Genomic DNA, 16,544 nt, shown 5'->3' with positions numbered 1-16,544 from the left:
ATTATTGGTGTGTTTCTGGTTGAGTATCATCTTCATAACCAGATTGTGGTTCAATAGGTTTTGGTTTCACAATTTTTTTATTGTTTTTCTTCATCATTTCACCAACTTGATTTGATGCAGTAAATGATGCAACCATATTATTCAACATATCACTTCCGGCTTGAGGTGAATTTGGTAACAAAATTAAGTTAGAATTTGCATCAGCACCAATAGCTTGTAAAGTATCATAATGCTGAGTTACTACAATTAGAGCCGAAGCTTCTTGAGAATTGATTCCAACATTATTCAAAACTTCAACACTTTCTACTAAACCTCTTGCAATTTCACGACGTTGATCTGCAATACCTTGACCTTGTAAGCGTTTACTTTCAGCTTCAGCTTTTGCTTTTGCAACAATTCTAATTCTTGAACTTTCAGCTTCAAATTCAGCAGCCGTTTTTTCTCTATCAGCAGCATTGATTCTGTTCATTGCATTTTTTACCTGAATGTCCGGATCAATATCAGTAACCAAAGTATTGATAATGTCATATCCGTAAGTTGTCATTGCTTCGTTTAATTCTCTTTTTACTGCAATTGCGATATCATCTTTTCTTTCAAAAACATCATCCAATTTTAGTTTAGGAACTTCGGCACGAACAACATCAAAAACATAAGCTGTAATTTGATCGTGTGGATATTCTAGTTTATAAAAGGCATCATACACTTTTTCCTGAATAACTTTAAACTGAACCGAAACTTTCATTTTAATAAAAACGTTGTCTTTAGTTTTGGTTTCGATGATAACATCTAACTGTTGAATTTTAAGATTCACGCGTCCGGCTAATCTGTCAACCACTGGAATTTTTAATTGTAATCCTGAATTTCTCACGCTGTGAAATTTCCCAAATCTTTCTATAATTACAGAAGATTGTTGTTTGACAGTAAAAAAAGATGACATTAAAATAAATAGTGCAATGACTATAATAATAATAAATGCTGTACCCATAATGATATTGATTTAGTTTTTATGATCTGGTAAATTACGAAAATTCTGCCAATTTCAAATTTTTAAAACATAAAAAAAACGCTAAGAACATTTTATCAATGGGTCTTAGCGCTTAAATTATTTATAATTTTTTGATTAAAGAGTTGCTATTGCTTTCTGAATTCTTGAAATAGTTTCTTCTTTTCCAATGATTTCAACGATGTCAAATAGGTGAGGGCCTTTAAGAGCTCCAACCAAGCTCAAACGGAAAGGTTGCATAACTTTACCCATTCCAATTTCGTTTTTAGTCAACCAGTCTTTTACGATGGTTTCAATATTTACAGAAGTAAAATCTTCGATATTTTCCAGAACCGAAATCAATTCCTGCATTAAAGTTGGAGTTTCTTCTTTCCAGTTTTTACTTGCTTTTTCATCATATGATGTTGGAGCCTGGAAAAAGAAATCAGTCAAATCCCAAAATTCAGAAACAAAATGAGCTCTTTCTTTAATCAATGAAACAATTCTTGTTGTCAGTTCAAGTGAAGGAGAGAAGCCTTTTTCTACCAAAATAGGAGAGAAGCTTTTCGCTAAATCTTCATTATTTTGTTTGATTAAATATTGGTGATTGAACCATTTGTTTTTCTCAGGATCAAATTTAGCTCCAGATTTATGAACTCTGTTCAAGTCAAAAGATTCAACTAATTCTTCTAATGAAAATAATTCTTTATCAGTTCCATCATTCCAACCTAGAAGAGCAAGGAAGTTTACAACTGCTTCAGGGAAAAATCCTTTCTCTCTATATCCAGATGAAATTCCTTCTTCGGTTTTCCATTCTAATGGAAACACAGGAAATCCTAATTTATCTCCATCTCTTTTAGATAATTTTCCGTTACCAACAGGTTTTAAAATCAAAGGTAAATGTGCAAATTCCGGGGCTTCCCAACCAAAAGCCCTGTATAATAAAACGTGAAGTGGCATCGATGGCAACCATTCTTCACCGCGAATTACGTGTGAAGTTTCCATCAAATGATCATCCACAATATTGGCTAAATGGTAGGTTGGCATTCCGTCACTTTTAAATAATACTTTATCATCTAAAAGATTCGTTTCGAATTTTACATCACCACGAATAATATCTTTTAAGTGTAAAGTTTCATCAACCGGAGTTTTAAAACGGATTACATAATGTTCTCCATTTGCAATTCTTTTAGCAACTTCTTCAACAGAAATTACCAGAGAAGTATCTAACTTTTCACGAATGGTATGATTGTAAATAAATGTTTTTCCTTCCGCTTCTTGTTCTTTTCTCAAAGCATCAAGAGCTTCCGGAGTATCAAAAGCATAATATGCCCAACCAGAATTGATCAACTGATCAGCATAAGTTTGGTATAAATCTTTACGATCACTTTGTCTGTACGGACCAAATTTTTCATTCTTACCAACAGTTTCATCAGGAGAAATTCCTAACCATTCAAGTGCTTCCATAATATAAGCTTCGGCTCCAGGAACAAAACGAGTCTGATCTGTATCTTCAATTCTTAAATAAAAAACACCATTGTTTTTTTTGGCAAATAAATAATTAAATAGGGCAGTACGAACTCCGCCAATATGTAAAGGTCCTGTTGGACTTGGTGCAAAACGCACACGAACTTGCTTTGACATTTGTTTAAATTTTGATGCAAAGATACAATTCTAATTAGAGAATTAGAAAATGTGTTCAATTAGATAATTGTCTTGTTTTTGGCTTAATTTTTTAATTAACATTATTTAATTATACGAGAAGTTTAAGTGGATAATGTTTTCCTGTAGCTCAATTTTCTAATTAGATAATGCCCTGTTTGTAGCTTAATTGACTAATTTTCTAATTAATCATTATCTAATTAAAATTAGTACTTTTATAGGTTATAAATAAAAGAGATTCATTTTGAAAACAACGTCTGCTATATATCTAAAATTAGAAGCATTTATAAAGAAATATTATACGAACGAATTGATAAAAGGAGGACTTCTTTTTATTGGTTTCGGATTATTGTATTTCTTGTTCACGCTTTTTATTGAGTATTTCCTTTGGTTAAAACCATTCGGAAGAACGTTATTGTTTTGGATTTTTATAGGAGTCGAAGTTTTTCTTTTGTTTCGATTTATTTTGTTTCCGATTTTTAAGTTGTTCAAACTTCAAAAAGGAATTGATTATAATCAAGCTTCAACTATAATTGGAAATCATTTTACAGAAGTAAGTGATAAGCTTACGAACTTTTTGCAACTTTCAGCGTCTGAGAATTCGATAGAAAGTTCAGAGTTGATGTTAGCTTCAATAAAGCAAAAAGCAAATTCATTACAACCAGTTCCATTTGGGAATGCTATTAATTTTAAAAACAATAAGAAGTATTTGCCTTTAGCAATTATTCCAATTTTACTTTTTGCGGTGTTTTATATTTCTGGAAATAGTAATATTATTTCTCAAAGTTTAAATAGAGTTGTACATTTTAATGCTACATTTTTACCACCGGCACCTTTTAAATTTGTTGTTTTAAATCAGAATTTGCAAACGGAACAAAACAAAGATTTTATTATCAAGATGGAATCAGTTGGGAAAGTGGTTCCTGAAAATGTAATGATTCATATTGGTAATGAAAGTTATTTTATGGAATCGTCTCAACCTGGAAAGTTTGAATTCAAGATTGAAAAACCAGTATCAAATGTTCAATTTTCTTTTGAAGGAAATTCGGTTTCATCTGAAGAATTTGAACTGAAAGTAATCACAGTTCCTTCAATTGCGAACTTCGAAATGGTTTTGAATTTTCCATCTTATCTAAAAAAGAAATCGGAAACAATTCAAGGAACTGGAAATGCAATTGTACCAGAAGGAACTTTGGTAACCTGGAAAATGAATACGCAATCGACTCAGGAAATTGTTTGGAAAGACGATAATTCAACTTATAAATTCAATAAGGCTGAAAATGAGTTTAAATTGGCTAAAAATATCAGTCAAAATACAGATTATCAAATTCTTACCTCTAATAATAAGGTTAAAAACTACGAAAAACTAGATTATCAGCTTTCTGTTATCAAAGATCAGCATCCAACCATAAATGTTGCACCTGCACCGGATAGTTTGAAGCTTGATAAGAATTATGTTTTGGGTAGATTGGGTGACGATTATGGTTTATCCAAATTGCAAGTTGTGTACTATGAACATAATAAACCTAATACTGCCAAACGTGGAACAATACCAGTTAAGGCTGGAGTATTTGATCAGTTCGTTTTTAATTTTCCAAGTAATCTTGCTGTTGAAGAAGGGGTATCGTATGAATATTATTTTGAAGTTTTTGATAATGATGCGCCTCATGGATTTAAGAGTACAAAATCTTCTGTGTTTTCTGATCGTGTTTCGACTACAGATGAGATTCATGATTTAGAATTGCAACAACAAAATGCGAATATTAATAGTTTAGAAAAATCTTTAAAGAATCAAAGCAAACAATTTTCTGAAATGGATAAAATCCAGAAAGCAGGAAAAGAGAAAGATAATTTAGAGTTTAAAGATCAGCAAAAAGTAAACGATTTTATCAAACGTCAGAAACAACAAGACGAAATGATGAAACAGTTTGCTGAGAAAATGAATAAGAATCTGGATAAATTTCAATCTGAAAAGAAAGATAAAACTGCTGATGATTTGCAAAAACGTCTGGATAATGCCGAAAAGGATTTGGAAAAGAATCAGAAGTTGATGGATGAATTGAAGAACTTAAATGACAAATTGAATAGTGAAGATTTGTTTGATAAGATGGAAAAATTCAAACAGATCAGCAAGAACCAATCTCGTAATTTGGAGCAATTGGTTGAACTAACCAAACGCTTTTATGTTTCTAAAAAAGCAGAACAAGTTGCAGATAAATTGAAGAAGTTAGCAGACCAACAAGAGCAACTTTCGAATAAAGAAAAAGAAAATACACAGGACAAACAAGACGATATTAATAAAGCTTTTGATAAAATTCAGGAAGATTTGAAGGATTTGAAAGAGGAAAATAAATCATTAAAATCTCCTTTAGACATTCCAAATGATGCTTCAAAAGAAAAGGATTTGAAGAATGATTTGCAAAAAGCCTCTGAAGAATTGAGTAAAAAGAATTCATCTTCGGCTAAGCCAAAGCAAAAAAGTGCAGCTAAGAAAATGAAAAGTATGGCTGAGCAAATGGATTCAAGTATGGAAGGTGGAGAGCAGGAGCAATTAGAGGAAGATGTTGCAATGCTTCGTCAGGTTTTAGATAATCTTTTAGCTTATTCATTATCTCAGGAAGATGTGATGAAACAATTTAAAACAATGAAATTAGGTTCTTCGGCATTTACAAAGAATATAAAAGTACAGCAAAATTTAAAACAACAGTTTAAACATGTTGATGATAGTTTGTTTGCATTGTCTCTTCGTAATCCAAAAGTTGCTGAAGAGGTAACAAAGGAAATTGGAAATGTGCAGTACAATATTGATAAAGCTATTGAAACTTTAAGCGATGTTCAGGTTCCTAAAGGAGTTTCGCACCAGCAATATGCAGTTTCTTCTGCGAATAAGTTAGCTGATTTTTTAAGTGATTTATTGAATAATATGCAGATGTCGATGTCTAAACCAGGAGCAGGAAAACCAAAACCAGGTGATGGACAAGGAATGCAATTGCCAGATATTATTCAAAAGCAAAAAGGATTAGCTGACAAAATGAAGGAGGGAATGAAGTCTGGGGATAAACCTGGTGATAAGCGGGGTGAGAAATCTGGAGAAGGTAAACAGGGAAAATCTGGTCAAGGAAAAGATAATCAAGGTAAAAATGGTGAAGGAAACAAAAACGGAGGAAAAGGAAATGATGGTAAAGATGGAAATGATGGTGAAGGAGATGCTGAAGCCATTATGGAAATTTACAAAGAACAAGTAAAACTTCGTGAAGCATTACAGAAAGAGTTAGCAAAACAAGGTTTAGATTCTCAAGGAAGATCTGTTATAGAACAGATGAAAGCGTCTGAAAAACAACTTTTGAATAAAGGTTTTAAAAATGAGAACTTGCAACGTATACTGAATATTCAGCAGGAATTGTTGAAATTAAACAATGCAGTTCAACAGCAAGGACAAGATACTAAGCGTCAATCTGAAACTAATAAAGCTGAGTTTTCTAACAGAACTAATGCGTTGCCAAACTCATTGCTGGATTATTTAAACAGTGTAGAGATTTTAAACAGACAATCACTACCTTTGCGCTCGAATTTTAATCAAAAGGTTCAAGAATATTTTAATACAAAATGATCAATTTTAATTACGAAACCGAATTTACTTTAGATAATGAGCAAGCGTTTGCAGATTGGTTAAGCGCTGTAATTGTTTCTGAAGGCAAGAACGAAGGAGAGATAAATTACATTTTTTGTGACGATGAATATCTTCATAAGATAAATGTAGAATATCTAGATCACGATACACTAACAGATATTATCAGTTTTGATTATACAGTTGGTAATGAATTAAACGGAGATATATTTGTTTCTGTTGAGAGAGTAGAAGATAATGCGAAAGATTTTGATGTTTCTTTTGAAGAAGAATTGAAGCGTGTTCTTGCTCACGGGATATTACATTACTGTGGATATAAAGACAAATCAGATGCAGATGCTGATTTGATGCGTTCAAAAGAAGATGAGAAAATCTCCATGTTTCACGTGGAACAGTAGGTATCTCGTTAGAACTTTCATTGTTTTAGGTTTTGTGTTTGATGTTGAATTTGTGTTTATTTCAAATCGTTCCACGTGAAACATATGTAATTTGAAACAATATTTCTTAAAGTGTTTCACGTGGAACAAGTGATGTTTGATTTCGAATAAAAATAAGTTAGCGAAATGTTTCACGTGAAATATTCTGACTTTGGCTTCAAATTTTAGATTAAAGCAATAGTTGTTCCACGTGGAACTTTTAGCTTGAAACTTTTAGCTTGAAACAAAAATATAGCGTTCCACGTGGAACAAAAGAATTAAAAAAGTAATTCTGAGAACCGCCTTAAACGGTTTGCAGAGAATAATAAAACAAAATGTTTTTAGAAGAATACGATGTTATTGTAGTTGGTGCAGGTCATGCTGGATCTGAAGCCGCGGCAGCGGCCGCAAATTTGGGATCAAAAACCTTGTTGGTTACCATGAGCTTGCAGAACATTGCACAGATGTCTTGCAACCCGGCAATGGGAGGAATTGCAAAAGGACAAATTGTACGTGAGATTGATGCGCTTGGTGGTTATTCAGGAATTGTTTCAGATAGAACTGCAATTCAGTTTAAGATGTTGAATAAATCAAAAGGACCTGCAATGTGGTCGCCGAGAGTTCAAAGTGATCGAATGCGTTTTGCTGAAGAATGGAGAATGATGTTGGAGGGAACTCCAAATTTGGATTTCTACCAAGAAATGGTGAAAGGTTTGATTATCGAGAACGGAAAGATAAAAGGAATCAAAACTTCGTTAGGAGTGGAGATTCGATCTAAGTCTGTTGTTTTGACAAACGGAACTTTTTTGAATGGTTTGATTCATATTGGAGAAAAACAATTCGGAGGAGGAAGAGCAGGTGAAAGTGCTGCAACCGGAATTACTGAAGATTTAGTGAAAGTAGGATTTGAATCTGGAAGAATGAAAACAGGAACTCCACCACGAGTTGATGGACGTTCTTTGGATTATTCTAAAATGAACGAAGAAAAAGGAGATGCAAAGCCGGATAAGTTTTCTTATTCTGATTTGACAACTCCGTTGACGCATCAAAGATCTTGTCATATGACGTACACGTCATTGGATGTTCATGATATTTTGAGAGAAGGTTTTGATCGTTCTCCAATGTTTAACGGAAGAATCAAAAGTCTTGGACCAAGATATTGTCCTTCGATAGAAGATAAGATTAATCGTTTTGCTGATAAAGAGCGTCACCAATTATTTGTGGAGCCGGAAGGTTGGAATACTTGTGAAGTTTATGTGAACGGATTTTCAACTTCGCTTCCGGAAGATATTCAATTTAAAGCTTTGCGTTCAGTTGTTGGTTTTGAGAATGTGAAATTTTTCCGTCCAGGTTACGCGATCGAATATGACTATTTCCCGCCAACACAATTGAAACATACTTTGGAAACAAAGTTAGTTGAAGGTTTGTATTTTGCCGGACAAATAAATGGAACGACTGGATATGAAGAAGCTGCTTCGCAAGGTTTGATGGCTGGAATAAATGCGCATTTGAAAGTGCACGAAAAAGCGCCATTAATTTTAAAACGTGATGAAGCATATATTGGAGTTTTGATCGATGATTTGATTACGAAAGGAACAGAAGAACCTTATCGTATGTTTACATCAAGAGCGGAGTATAGAACTTTATTGCGTCAGGATAATGCCGATTTTAGATTAACGCCTATGTCACATGAAATTGGTTTGGCTTCTGAAGCACGTTTACGTAGAATGGAAAAGAAATTGAACGAGTCTGAAAAGATGGTTGCTTTTTTTAGAGAGACTAGTGTTTCGGTTGCAGAAACGAACCCGATTTTAGAAGCAAAAGAAACTGCTCCAATTACGCAAGGAGATAAAATGTTTAAAGTTTTCTCACGTCCTCAAATTGATTTAGAGGATATGATGAAATTTGAAAAAGTAAAGGAGTATATTGAAGCTAATGATGTTGATCAGGAAATTTTGGAACAAGCCGAAATTCAGGTCAAATATTCTGGATATATAGAAAAGGAAAGAAATAACGCTGATAAACTAACTCGTTTAGAGGAAGTGAAAATTCCTGAAAATTTTGATTACAATAAAATTAAATCAATGTCGATTGAAGCAAAACAAAAATTGAGCAAGATTCGTCCTGTAACAATTTCTCAGGCTTCAAGAATAAGCGGAGTGTCACCAAGTGATATTTCGGTTTTGTTGATTTATATGGGAAGGTAAGGAAGTGTTCAGTCTCAGTAATTACTATTCATTATTCACGGAAAACTAAATAGTAATTACTGAGACTGAATTGTTCCACGTGAAACTGTTTTTTAATATTTTAAAATAGAATTTGTTCCACGTGAAACTAATTTGAAATACATAATAGCTGTTTAATTAAGCCATAGTTTGTAATTCCGAGGAACGAGGAATCTGCGTAAGCAGCTCCGCAATCAGAAGAAACAATCTTTGTCTATATTGCAACGGAGATTGCTTCGCCAGTTCGCTATCGCTCGTGTCCTCGTTCCTCGGAATGATAAAAGAAATAAGAGTCTAAAATTTCGCCAATATGCAGATTATTGAAAAAGATGTTTTGACGTTGGAACAAAAAGATTCCTTAATGCAAATTTGGAATAATGAATATCCAGAGCGATTACATTTGAATACTATTGAAGATTTTGATTTGTATTTAAATGGACTTGCCAACACAAAACATTATTTGTTGCTGGATGATTCAAATGAAATTAAAGGTTGGACATTTACTTTTTTGAGAGAGAATGAAAATTGGTTTGCAATAATTTTAGATCATCAAATTCAGGGAAGAGGAAATGGCTCGCTTTTGATGAATGAAATAAAAAAGAATAATAATAGCTTAAATGGTTGGGTTATCGATCAGGATAATGAAGTAAAACAAAATGCAACATTGTACAGATCTCCAATGCTATTTTATGTTAAAAACGAATTTACGATTTGTAAAGAGATCAGAATTGAAAATGAAAAACTTTCGGCCGTCAAAATTAATTGGAAACGCTGAATGAAAAAATAAATAAATAAAATAAACCCTAAAAGCAGAATTTCTGATTTTAGGGTTTGCCTTTAAATTAAACCAAATACCTATAAAATTAAAAATGGACGTTTTAAACAAAAAACATTTTCTTACTGTAAAAGACCATTCTGTATCTAAAGAAATTTTCGATTTATATCATGATGAAACTTTAGATATGTTGATTACATCTCCACAACCAGATTTAGAAAATCTTGGAAAATACTACGAAAGTGAAGATTATATTTCGCACACAGACAACAAACGTTCGTTATTTGAAAAAGCGTATCATTTTGTAAAAAATATAGCTTTAAAAAATAAATTAAATTTAATTAATTCTGAACAGCCACATAAAGGAAGAATTTTAGATATTGGCGCCGGTACCGGAGATTTTTTGCTAACGGCAAAAAATGATGGTTGGGAAACTGTTGGAGTAGAACCAAGCGAGAGAGCAAAAAATATTGCAATCCAAAAAGGAATTTCATTTGTAAATGAAATTGGTGATCTTGGAAACAGTTCTTTTGATGTGATTACAATGTGGCATGTTTTAGAACACGTTCCCAATTTAGAATTGCAAATCCAGGAATTGAAGCGTTTATTAAAACCAACTGGAACATTAATTGTTGCGGTTCCAAATTTTAAATCTTACGACGCAAAATATTACAAAGAGTTTTGGGCAGCTTTTGATGTGCCAATTCACTTTTGGCATTTCTCAAAAAAATCGATCCAATCGCTTTTTGAAAAAGTAGATATGAAATTAGAAAAAGTACTGCCTATGAAATTTGATTCTTTTTATGTGAGTTTATTATCTGAAAAATACAAAACCGGAAAAATGAATTACATCAGTGCTTTTTTTGTTGGTTTAAGATCAAATTTAAAAGCGGGCAGTACAAAAGAGTATTCATCGCACATTTACGTCTTAAAAAACAAGTAAAACGCAATTTAAGCGCATTTAAGCCGTTTTCTCTCTGTAAGTGAGGGGAAATTATGTCTTTTTTGAGAAATTGTTTCTAATAAAAGCTATGAAAGTCACTTTTGATAGGGTTAAATTATTGACATTTTTCTTTCGATAAATAAAAACAATATGATAAAATTCTAGCATTTTTTAAACTTTATGTTGATGCTATTTATTTTTTTATATTTTTGTCTTCAATACATTAAAAAAATAGAAATTCAAAAAATGAAAAAAGCATTAGTAATTATCGCACTTTCAATTTTCGCCGTTTCATGTAATAAAACTGCAGAAGTTAAGGAAGTAAAAACAGCTTACGTAGATACTTCAGTTTTAATGAAAGAGTACACTGAAGCAAAGGACCTTGAGGCTAAATACAAAGCTCAAGCCGAAGAAAAGGGAAGACAACTACAAGCTGAAATTACACGTTTTAAACAAGACGCTGCTAATTTTCAAAGTCAGGCACAAGCAAACGGTCAGGCGTGGGCACAACAAAGAGGAGCTGAGTTACAAAAAAGAGAACAACAATTGGGTTATGCTCAACAAGCTTTGTCTCAACAATTGCAACAAGAAAGTGGTGTTGAAATGGATTCTCTAGTAAGTGGAGTTAAAAAATTCATCAAAGATTACGGTAAGAAAAACGGTTATTCTTATATTTATGGAACTGGAGATGCTGCATCTATATTATATGCTGAAGAGAAATATGATATTACAAAAGACATCATTAAAGCTTTGAATGATAAATATAAAGCTGAACCTAAAACTGAAGAAAAAGCTGCAGTAAAAGAGGGAGAAGCAGTTAAAAAATAATACCAAACTAACTACATTTTAAAAACCTAAATCTACATTAGATTTAGGTTTTTTCTTTTATAAAAAATGCGATATTTTTAGTTTTTCAATACAATTTCAATGCAAAACGTTTCAGAAGCAGCTGCTTATACTTTACAATTCATCAATCAAACGCAAAAATCTATTTTCCTCACTGGTAAAGCGGGAACTGGAAAAACGACACTTTTGCGTGAAATTATTGCGACAACTCATAAAAGCACTGTCGTAGTTGCACCAACTGGTATTGCTGCTTTGAATGCAGGCGGAGTTACGATTCATTCGATGTTTCAATTGCCGTTTTCAGCATTTATTCCAACGTATGATGAAGCTTCGCAGTTTACTGAAACCGTTAAGTTTGAGAACAAGGAAACATTACGCCGACATTTTAAAATGAATAATGTCAAGCGTAATGTAATCCGTAATATGGAATTGTTGATTATTGATGAAGTCAGTATGCTTCGTGCTGATTTACTGGATGCTATCGATTTTATGATGCAGACAGTTCGCAAAAATACACGCGCGTTTGGTGGAGTTCAGGTTCTTTTTATTGGTGATTTATTGCAATTGCCACCCGTAATTCGGGATGAAGAATGGCGAACTTTGCGCAATTATTACAAAGGGAAATTCTTTTTTCATTCGCATGTAATTCAGCAGAATCCACCTTTATATATTGAATTATCAAAGATTTACCGTCAGACTGATGATGCTTTTATCTCCGTTTTGAATAATCTTCGAAACAATCAAATTACGCCGCAAGATATTGTGGTTTTAAACGAATATGTTAAACCCGATTTCGATTTAAAAAATAATCCGGGTTATATAACGCTTACAACGCATAATGCAAAAGCTGATTCTATTAATGCTGAAGCAATTAGCGATTTAGCAGGCAATGAGTTTTCATATCAGCCTTTTGTGGTTGGAGATTTTCCTGAGAAAATTTTCCCCGTTGAAGAAAATCTGAAATTAAAAGTGGGTGCGCAGGTAATGTTTGTTAAAAACGATCTGTCTTTTGAGAAGCGTTATTTCAACGGAAAAATGGGCGTTATAAAATCACTTTCGCCCGAAGAAATTTTTGTGCATTTTCCGGAAGAAAACAAAACCATTGAAGTTGAAAAATATGAATGGAAAAATATCCGTTACAAAGTAAACGACCTTACAAAAGAGGTTGAAGAAGAAGTTTTGGGCACATTTGCACATTATCCGCTAAAATTAGCCTGGGCAATTACGGTTCATAAAAGCCAAGGGTTAACTTTTGAGAAAGCTGCGCTCGATGTATCGCAAGTTTTTCTTCCCGGACAAGCATATGTTGCATTATCGCGTTTAACGTCTTTAAATGGGCTTATTTTGCTTTCTCCGTTGCAGATGAATGGTATTTCGAACGATCAGGATGTGATGGATTACGCATTAAACAAAGCGACCGAAGATGTGTTAAAACATTCTTTGCATTTTGAAACTAAAAATTTTATACATAACTATTTGATTAACAGTTTTAATTGGGCCGATTTGGCGCAGGAATGGCGTAATCACAGGTTTAGTTATAACGAAAATGCCGCCGGATCTGAAAAATCAAAGCATTCCGTTTGGGCACATAAGCGTTTAGAAATTATTGATTCATTAATAGATCCTTCTCAAAAATTCGTTCATCAGCTTAATAAAATTTTCAATAAAGAAACTGTCGATTTGTTTTTCGTGCAGGAAAGGGTAGTAGCGGCGTATGATTATTTCTTTAAACCAATGGACAAATTGGTTACAGATCTTTTGAATAAAATGGCCGAGATTCAGAAATTTAAAAAAGTAAAAGAGTTTTATGAAGAGCTCGCTTTTTTAGATGATTTGCAAACCAAAGCCGTTCTGCGTTTAATGAAGGCCAAATTGCTAATAGAAATAGTCGTTGCAGGTGAAACCATCTGTAAAGAGAAATTGTCGTCTACAGCGATCAAAAACTATAAACTAGACAAGGTTGCTAAGATTCGTGAGGATTTTAATATGACCAATACAGATATTTTTAAATCTGAGGAGCCTGTGGTGCGTTATACAGCCAGAAAATTAGATAAAAACGAACCGAAGGCAGCAAAGAAAACAACGGTTGAAGAAACTCATGATTTGTGGCTCGAAAAAAATTCGATTCAGGATATTGCCAGAATTAGAAAGCTTACGGTACAAACTGTTGAAATGCATTTGGTTAAATTAATTCAGGCGAAGAAAGTGGAAATTTCAGATGTCTTGCCATATGACAAAATTCTGGCACTTCGCGAGGCTTTTGAGTTTTATCAGGAAGAATCGTTGAATGGTTTAAAAGAAAAACATGGTGATGAATTTACCTGGGATGAACTGAAAATGTTTAAAGCCAGTATAAATTGATTTTGAACTATTTGTTGCTTTATAATTTGAATTAACGACTCTAACATTATGTAAAATAGAAATTGTTCCACGTTAAACAAAAAATCCTATTCGTATGAATAGGATTTTTTGTTTATAGCTTATTCGAAAGAAACTAAAAATGTTCATGACTAAAATAAATTAAGTACTTTTATGTTAAGATGTAAGGTTCAGATTAATAATCGATTAAAAGTATTTTAAGATGAAAAATAGAAAATTATTTTTAGTATTATTGATTTTTTGTAACGGTTTGATTCATGCCCAGGATGTTAAAGCAGAATATCAAAAATTTGTTAAAACCTTTATAAACAACGTTAAGAACGATAACAAAGATGGAATTGGAGATTTGGTTTCGTATCCGTTAAAAAGAGAATATCCAATACCGGATATTAAAAATAAAGCTGAGTTTGTAAAACGTTACAATGAGATATTTGATTCAACGCTAAAAAACGAAATAACAAAGTCTGATCCCGTAAAAAACTGGTCTGACATGGGTTGGAGAGGTATTATGCTTAATCAGGGAAATATTTGGCTGGATATTGACGGACGTTTGATTGCGGTAAATTATCAATCAAAATTTGAATCAGATCTTAAAAAATCACTTATCGCTGCACAAATAAAAGGTCTGGATCCAAGCATAGCATTTTTTCAGACTCCAATTTGTATTCTGGAAACTTCTAAATTCAAAATCCGCATCGATAATTTAGGAAATAATAATTACCGATATGCTTCCTGGTCTGTTACTAAAGAGATGAGTGAAAAACCTGATTTAGTGATTAATGGTGGTAAATTAGTTGTTGAAGGAACCGGTGGAAATCATCAGTATGAATTTAAAAAAGACAATTATACTTATGAATGTGCGATCATTGTTTTGGGCGAAAAAAATTCGCCTCCAGCGAAATTGACTATTTATCAAGGCAAGAAAGTAATCCTTACGCAAAATGCTAAAATTGTTTCACGATAAACAAAAAATCCTACTCGTAAGAATAGGATTTTAAAGTTTAAATCGTTGATTTTAATTTTTCCAGCTCTTTTTGTTGGCCCAACAGTTTTAATTTTAATTTCTGAATGTCGACTTCGTTTTCTTTAGATTTAATCTTAAGTTTTTGAGCATCAACATCAGAAGATGCCGTTGTATTAATTTTTGTCTCAAACTTTTGATTAGCAGCTTCTAATTTTTCAATTTGCTTTTTAGTTGATTCGACCTTTTTTTCAGAGTTAACAAGATCCTTTTTGTCTTTTTCTAGTCTGTTCTGTTCTTTTTTTAATTGATTTATTTTATCATCAATTTTTTTGTGACATTCGTCAGAAGATCTTTTTGCTTCTTTTTCAGCTCCTAACAAAACTGCTTGCGCTTTCTGGTCTGTTATAATTTCTTGTGCAAAAAATTGCTGAGAACCTGCCAGCAATAAAAATGCTGTAAATAGCTTTAACTTGGTATTCATAATAATTTGTTCTAAAAATATTTAGAGCAAAAATAGGTTTGGAGCTGCTGTGTGAACATCCATTTTTGGTCATATTTATGACAAAATAAGCCAAAAAAAAATCCTATTCGAAAATAGGATTTTTTTAAATTTTTATAGAGTTTGAACTAGAATCCAAGCTTGTGGATTTTCGCCTTTTTGTATTTCTTTTTGTGCTTTTTCAGCCTCGGCCATTGTTGCGTAGCTTCCGTATAAGACAGGAAATAAACCGTGTTTGTTTTCGCCTAACATTCTAGGAGTATAACCATCTTTTACTAATTGGTTGTATGCTTTTCTAGCGTTTTTTTCACTTCTAAAAGCGCCAGCCATTATGTGATACGACATTGCTTTTTCTTCGGCAACTTCAGTTTTTGCTGAATCAACAGAAAGTGTTACCGCTGGTAATGGGCTTTGGATAAAAAATGTTGCTTCTTGTATTTTGTTTTGAACTTTTTTCTGAACAGCACTTTCAACAATTAAAGTTTTTGTAGCGATGTTATTTTGGTACAAAGGATAACCAATACTACCAGTAATACCAAGGCCTAGAACTAGAATCGCAGCATATTTTAAAAATGGATTAGAAGATCTTCCTTCCTCATTTTCGTATAATGAAATCGTTTCTTTTTCTGTAATTTCTTCGATTTTTTTCTCGAATATTTCTTTTTTAACAAGCGGAGAAACAAACGGACTTAATCCGAAAGAGCTTGTTAGGAAATTTGTTTGATCGTTTGGAGTAAAAATAATATTCTGATCAGCATTAAAACGTAGCTCACCAATATTTTTTAGAGTTATTACTCCATTTTCTTCTAAGGTTTTTCTCCAACTTAAAACTTCAAAAGCAATAGCGCTAACAGCAAACCCATAAGAAGTTTTTTCTGCTTGAGCAATATGATTTGCCAATAGACCATCATTGTTTTTCAGATGACTATTAAAAGAGATCATTTTTTTAGGTGGAAAAAACGAATTTGTATTTTCATTCAGCTGCGCTGATTGAATTTCTGTCAAGAATGCTCCAAACCCTGGAACCGTTACACACTGATAACGATACAATAACTGTGCTATATAGTTTTCGATTTTCATAGTAACAAAGTTATGCAACGAATATAGTTATCAAAATTTTATTCACAATTTTTATTAACAATTCGAATAATTTTATAGACAATTAGTTTTCAATTAGTTAAATATATTTAGCTTTTTTGAAAAAGTTTTATGAAATCTTTAAAAT

At 32.6% G+C, this 16,544-nt stretch carries 12 protein-coding genes; 8 read left to right on the top strand and 4 right to left on the bottom strand.

Annotation, left to right across the window (positions count from 1 at the left end):
• Nucleotide 1 precedes the first annotated feature (1 nt).
• Both ACHRVZ_RS08080 and gltX read right to left on the bottom strand, forming a co-directional pair.
• Nucleotides 2-985, bottom strand: a complete 984-nt coding sequence (locus tag ACHRVZ_RS08080; protein WP_395421779.1) for an SPFH domain-containing protein — start codon at nucleotides 983-985, stop codon at nucleotides 2-4.
• Nucleotides 986-1,120: 135 nt separating this feature from the next.
• Nucleotides 1,121-2,626: a glutamate--tRNA ligase gene (gltX, locus tag ACHRVZ_RS08075; protein ID WP_395421778.1), complete on the bottom strand. Its 1,506-nt coding sequence runs from the start codon at nucleotides 2,624-2,626 to the stop codon at nucleotides 1,121-1,123.
• Nucleotides 2,627-2,888: 262 nt separating this feature from the next.
• On the opposite strand from gltX, the gene ACHRVZ_RS08070 reads away from it, so the two are divergent.
• The 8 genes from ACHRVZ_RS08070 to ACHRVZ_RS08035 all read left to right on the top strand — a co-directional run bounded on the left by ACHRVZ_RS08070 (nucleotide 2,889) and on the right by ACHRVZ_RS08035 (nucleotide 14,820).
• Nucleotides 2,889-6,254: a hypothetical protein gene (locus ACHRVZ_RS08070; RefSeq protein ID WP_395421776.1), complete on the top strand. Its 3,366-nt coding sequence runs from the start codon at nucleotides 2,889-2,891 to the stop codon at nucleotides 6,252-6,254.
• Nucleotides 6,251-6,670: an rRNA maturation RNase YbeY gene (gene ybeY, locus ACHRVZ_RS08065; protein ID WP_395421775.1), complete on the top strand. Its 420-nt coding sequence runs from the start codon at nucleotides 6,251-6,253 to the stop codon at nucleotides 6,668-6,670. The genes ACHRVZ_RS08070 and ybeY overlap by 4 nt, the downstream gene beginning before the upstream one ends.
• 353 nt (nucleotides 6,671-7,023) lie before the next feature.
• On the top strand, nucleotides 7,024-8,895 hold the full coding sequence (gene mnmG, locus ACHRVZ_RS08060) for a tRNA uridine-5-carboxymethylaminomethyl(34) synthesis enzyme MnmG (RefSeq protein WP_395421774.1): 1,872 nt from the start codon (nucleotides 7,024-7,026) through the stop codon (nucleotides 8,893-8,895).
• Between the two features lie 328 nt (nucleotides 8,896-9,223).
• Complete coding sequence (locus tag ACHRVZ_RS08055) at nucleotides 9,224-9,688, top strand: hypothetical protein (RefSeq protein ID WP_395421773.1); 465 nt, start codon at nucleotides 9,224-9,226, stop codon at nucleotides 9,686-9,688.
• Between the two features lie 94 nt (nucleotides 9,689-9,782).
• Nucleotides 9,783-10,631 carry a class I SAM-dependent methyltransferase gene (locus ACHRVZ_RS08050; RefSeq protein ID WP_395421772.1) on the top strand — a complete coding sequence of 283 codons (849 nt, stop codon included), beginning with the start codon at nucleotides 9,783-9,785 and terminating at the stop codon, nucleotides 10,629-10,631.
• A gap of 246 nt (nucleotides 10,632-10,877) precedes the next feature.
• Nucleotides 10,878-11,459 (top strand): OmpH family outer membrane protein, encoded by a 582-nt coding sequence (locus ACHRVZ_RS08045; RefSeq protein WP_395421771.1) that lies wholly within the window; start codon nucleotides 10,878-10,880, stop codon nucleotides 11,457-11,459.
• Between the two features lie 99 nt (nucleotides 11,460-11,558).
• Nucleotides 11,559-13,838, top strand: coding sequence for a helix-turn-helix domain-containing protein (locus ACHRVZ_RS08040; RefSeq protein WP_395421769.1), 2,280 nt, complete (start codon nucleotides 11,559-11,561; stop codon nucleotides 13,836-13,838).
• 220 nt (nucleotides 13,839-14,058) lie between these two features.
• The gene (locus ACHRVZ_RS08035) at nucleotides 14,059-14,820 is read left to right on the top strand and encodes a hypothetical protein (RefSeq protein ID WP_395421768.1); all 762 of its coding nucleotides are present in this window, start codon (nucleotides 14,059-14,061) and stop codon (nucleotides 14,818-14,820) included.
• Between the two features lie 37 nt (nucleotides 14,821-14,857).
• On the opposite strand, the gene ACHRVZ_RS08030 is transcribed toward ACHRVZ_RS08035, so the two are convergent.
• Together ACHRVZ_RS08030 and ACHRVZ_RS08025 are read right to left on the bottom strand one after the other, a co-directional pair.
• Nucleotides 14,858-15,301 carry a hypothetical protein gene (locus ACHRVZ_RS08030; protein ID WP_395421767.1) on the bottom strand — a complete coding sequence of 148 codons (444 nt, stop codon included), beginning with the start codon at nucleotides 15,299-15,301 and terminating at the stop codon, nucleotides 14,858-14,860.
• Between the two features lie 132 nt (nucleotides 15,302-15,433).
• Nucleotides 15,434-16,399, bottom strand: coding sequence for an SPOR domain-containing protein (locus ACHRVZ_RS08025; RefSeq protein WP_395421766.1), 966 nt, complete (start codon nucleotides 16,397-16,399; stop codon nucleotides 15,434-15,436).
• Nucleotides 16,400-16,544 lie beyond the last annotated feature (145 nt).

It is taken from the genome of Flavobacterium sp. FlaQc-57 (assembly GCF_044007395.1).
GTDB lineage: Bacteria > Bacteroidota > Bacteroidia > Flavobacteriales > Flavobacteriaceae > Flavobacterium.
The sequence above is the reverse complement of the archived record's forward strand: the minus strand, read 5'-3'. Positions and strand labels throughout refer to the sequence as shown.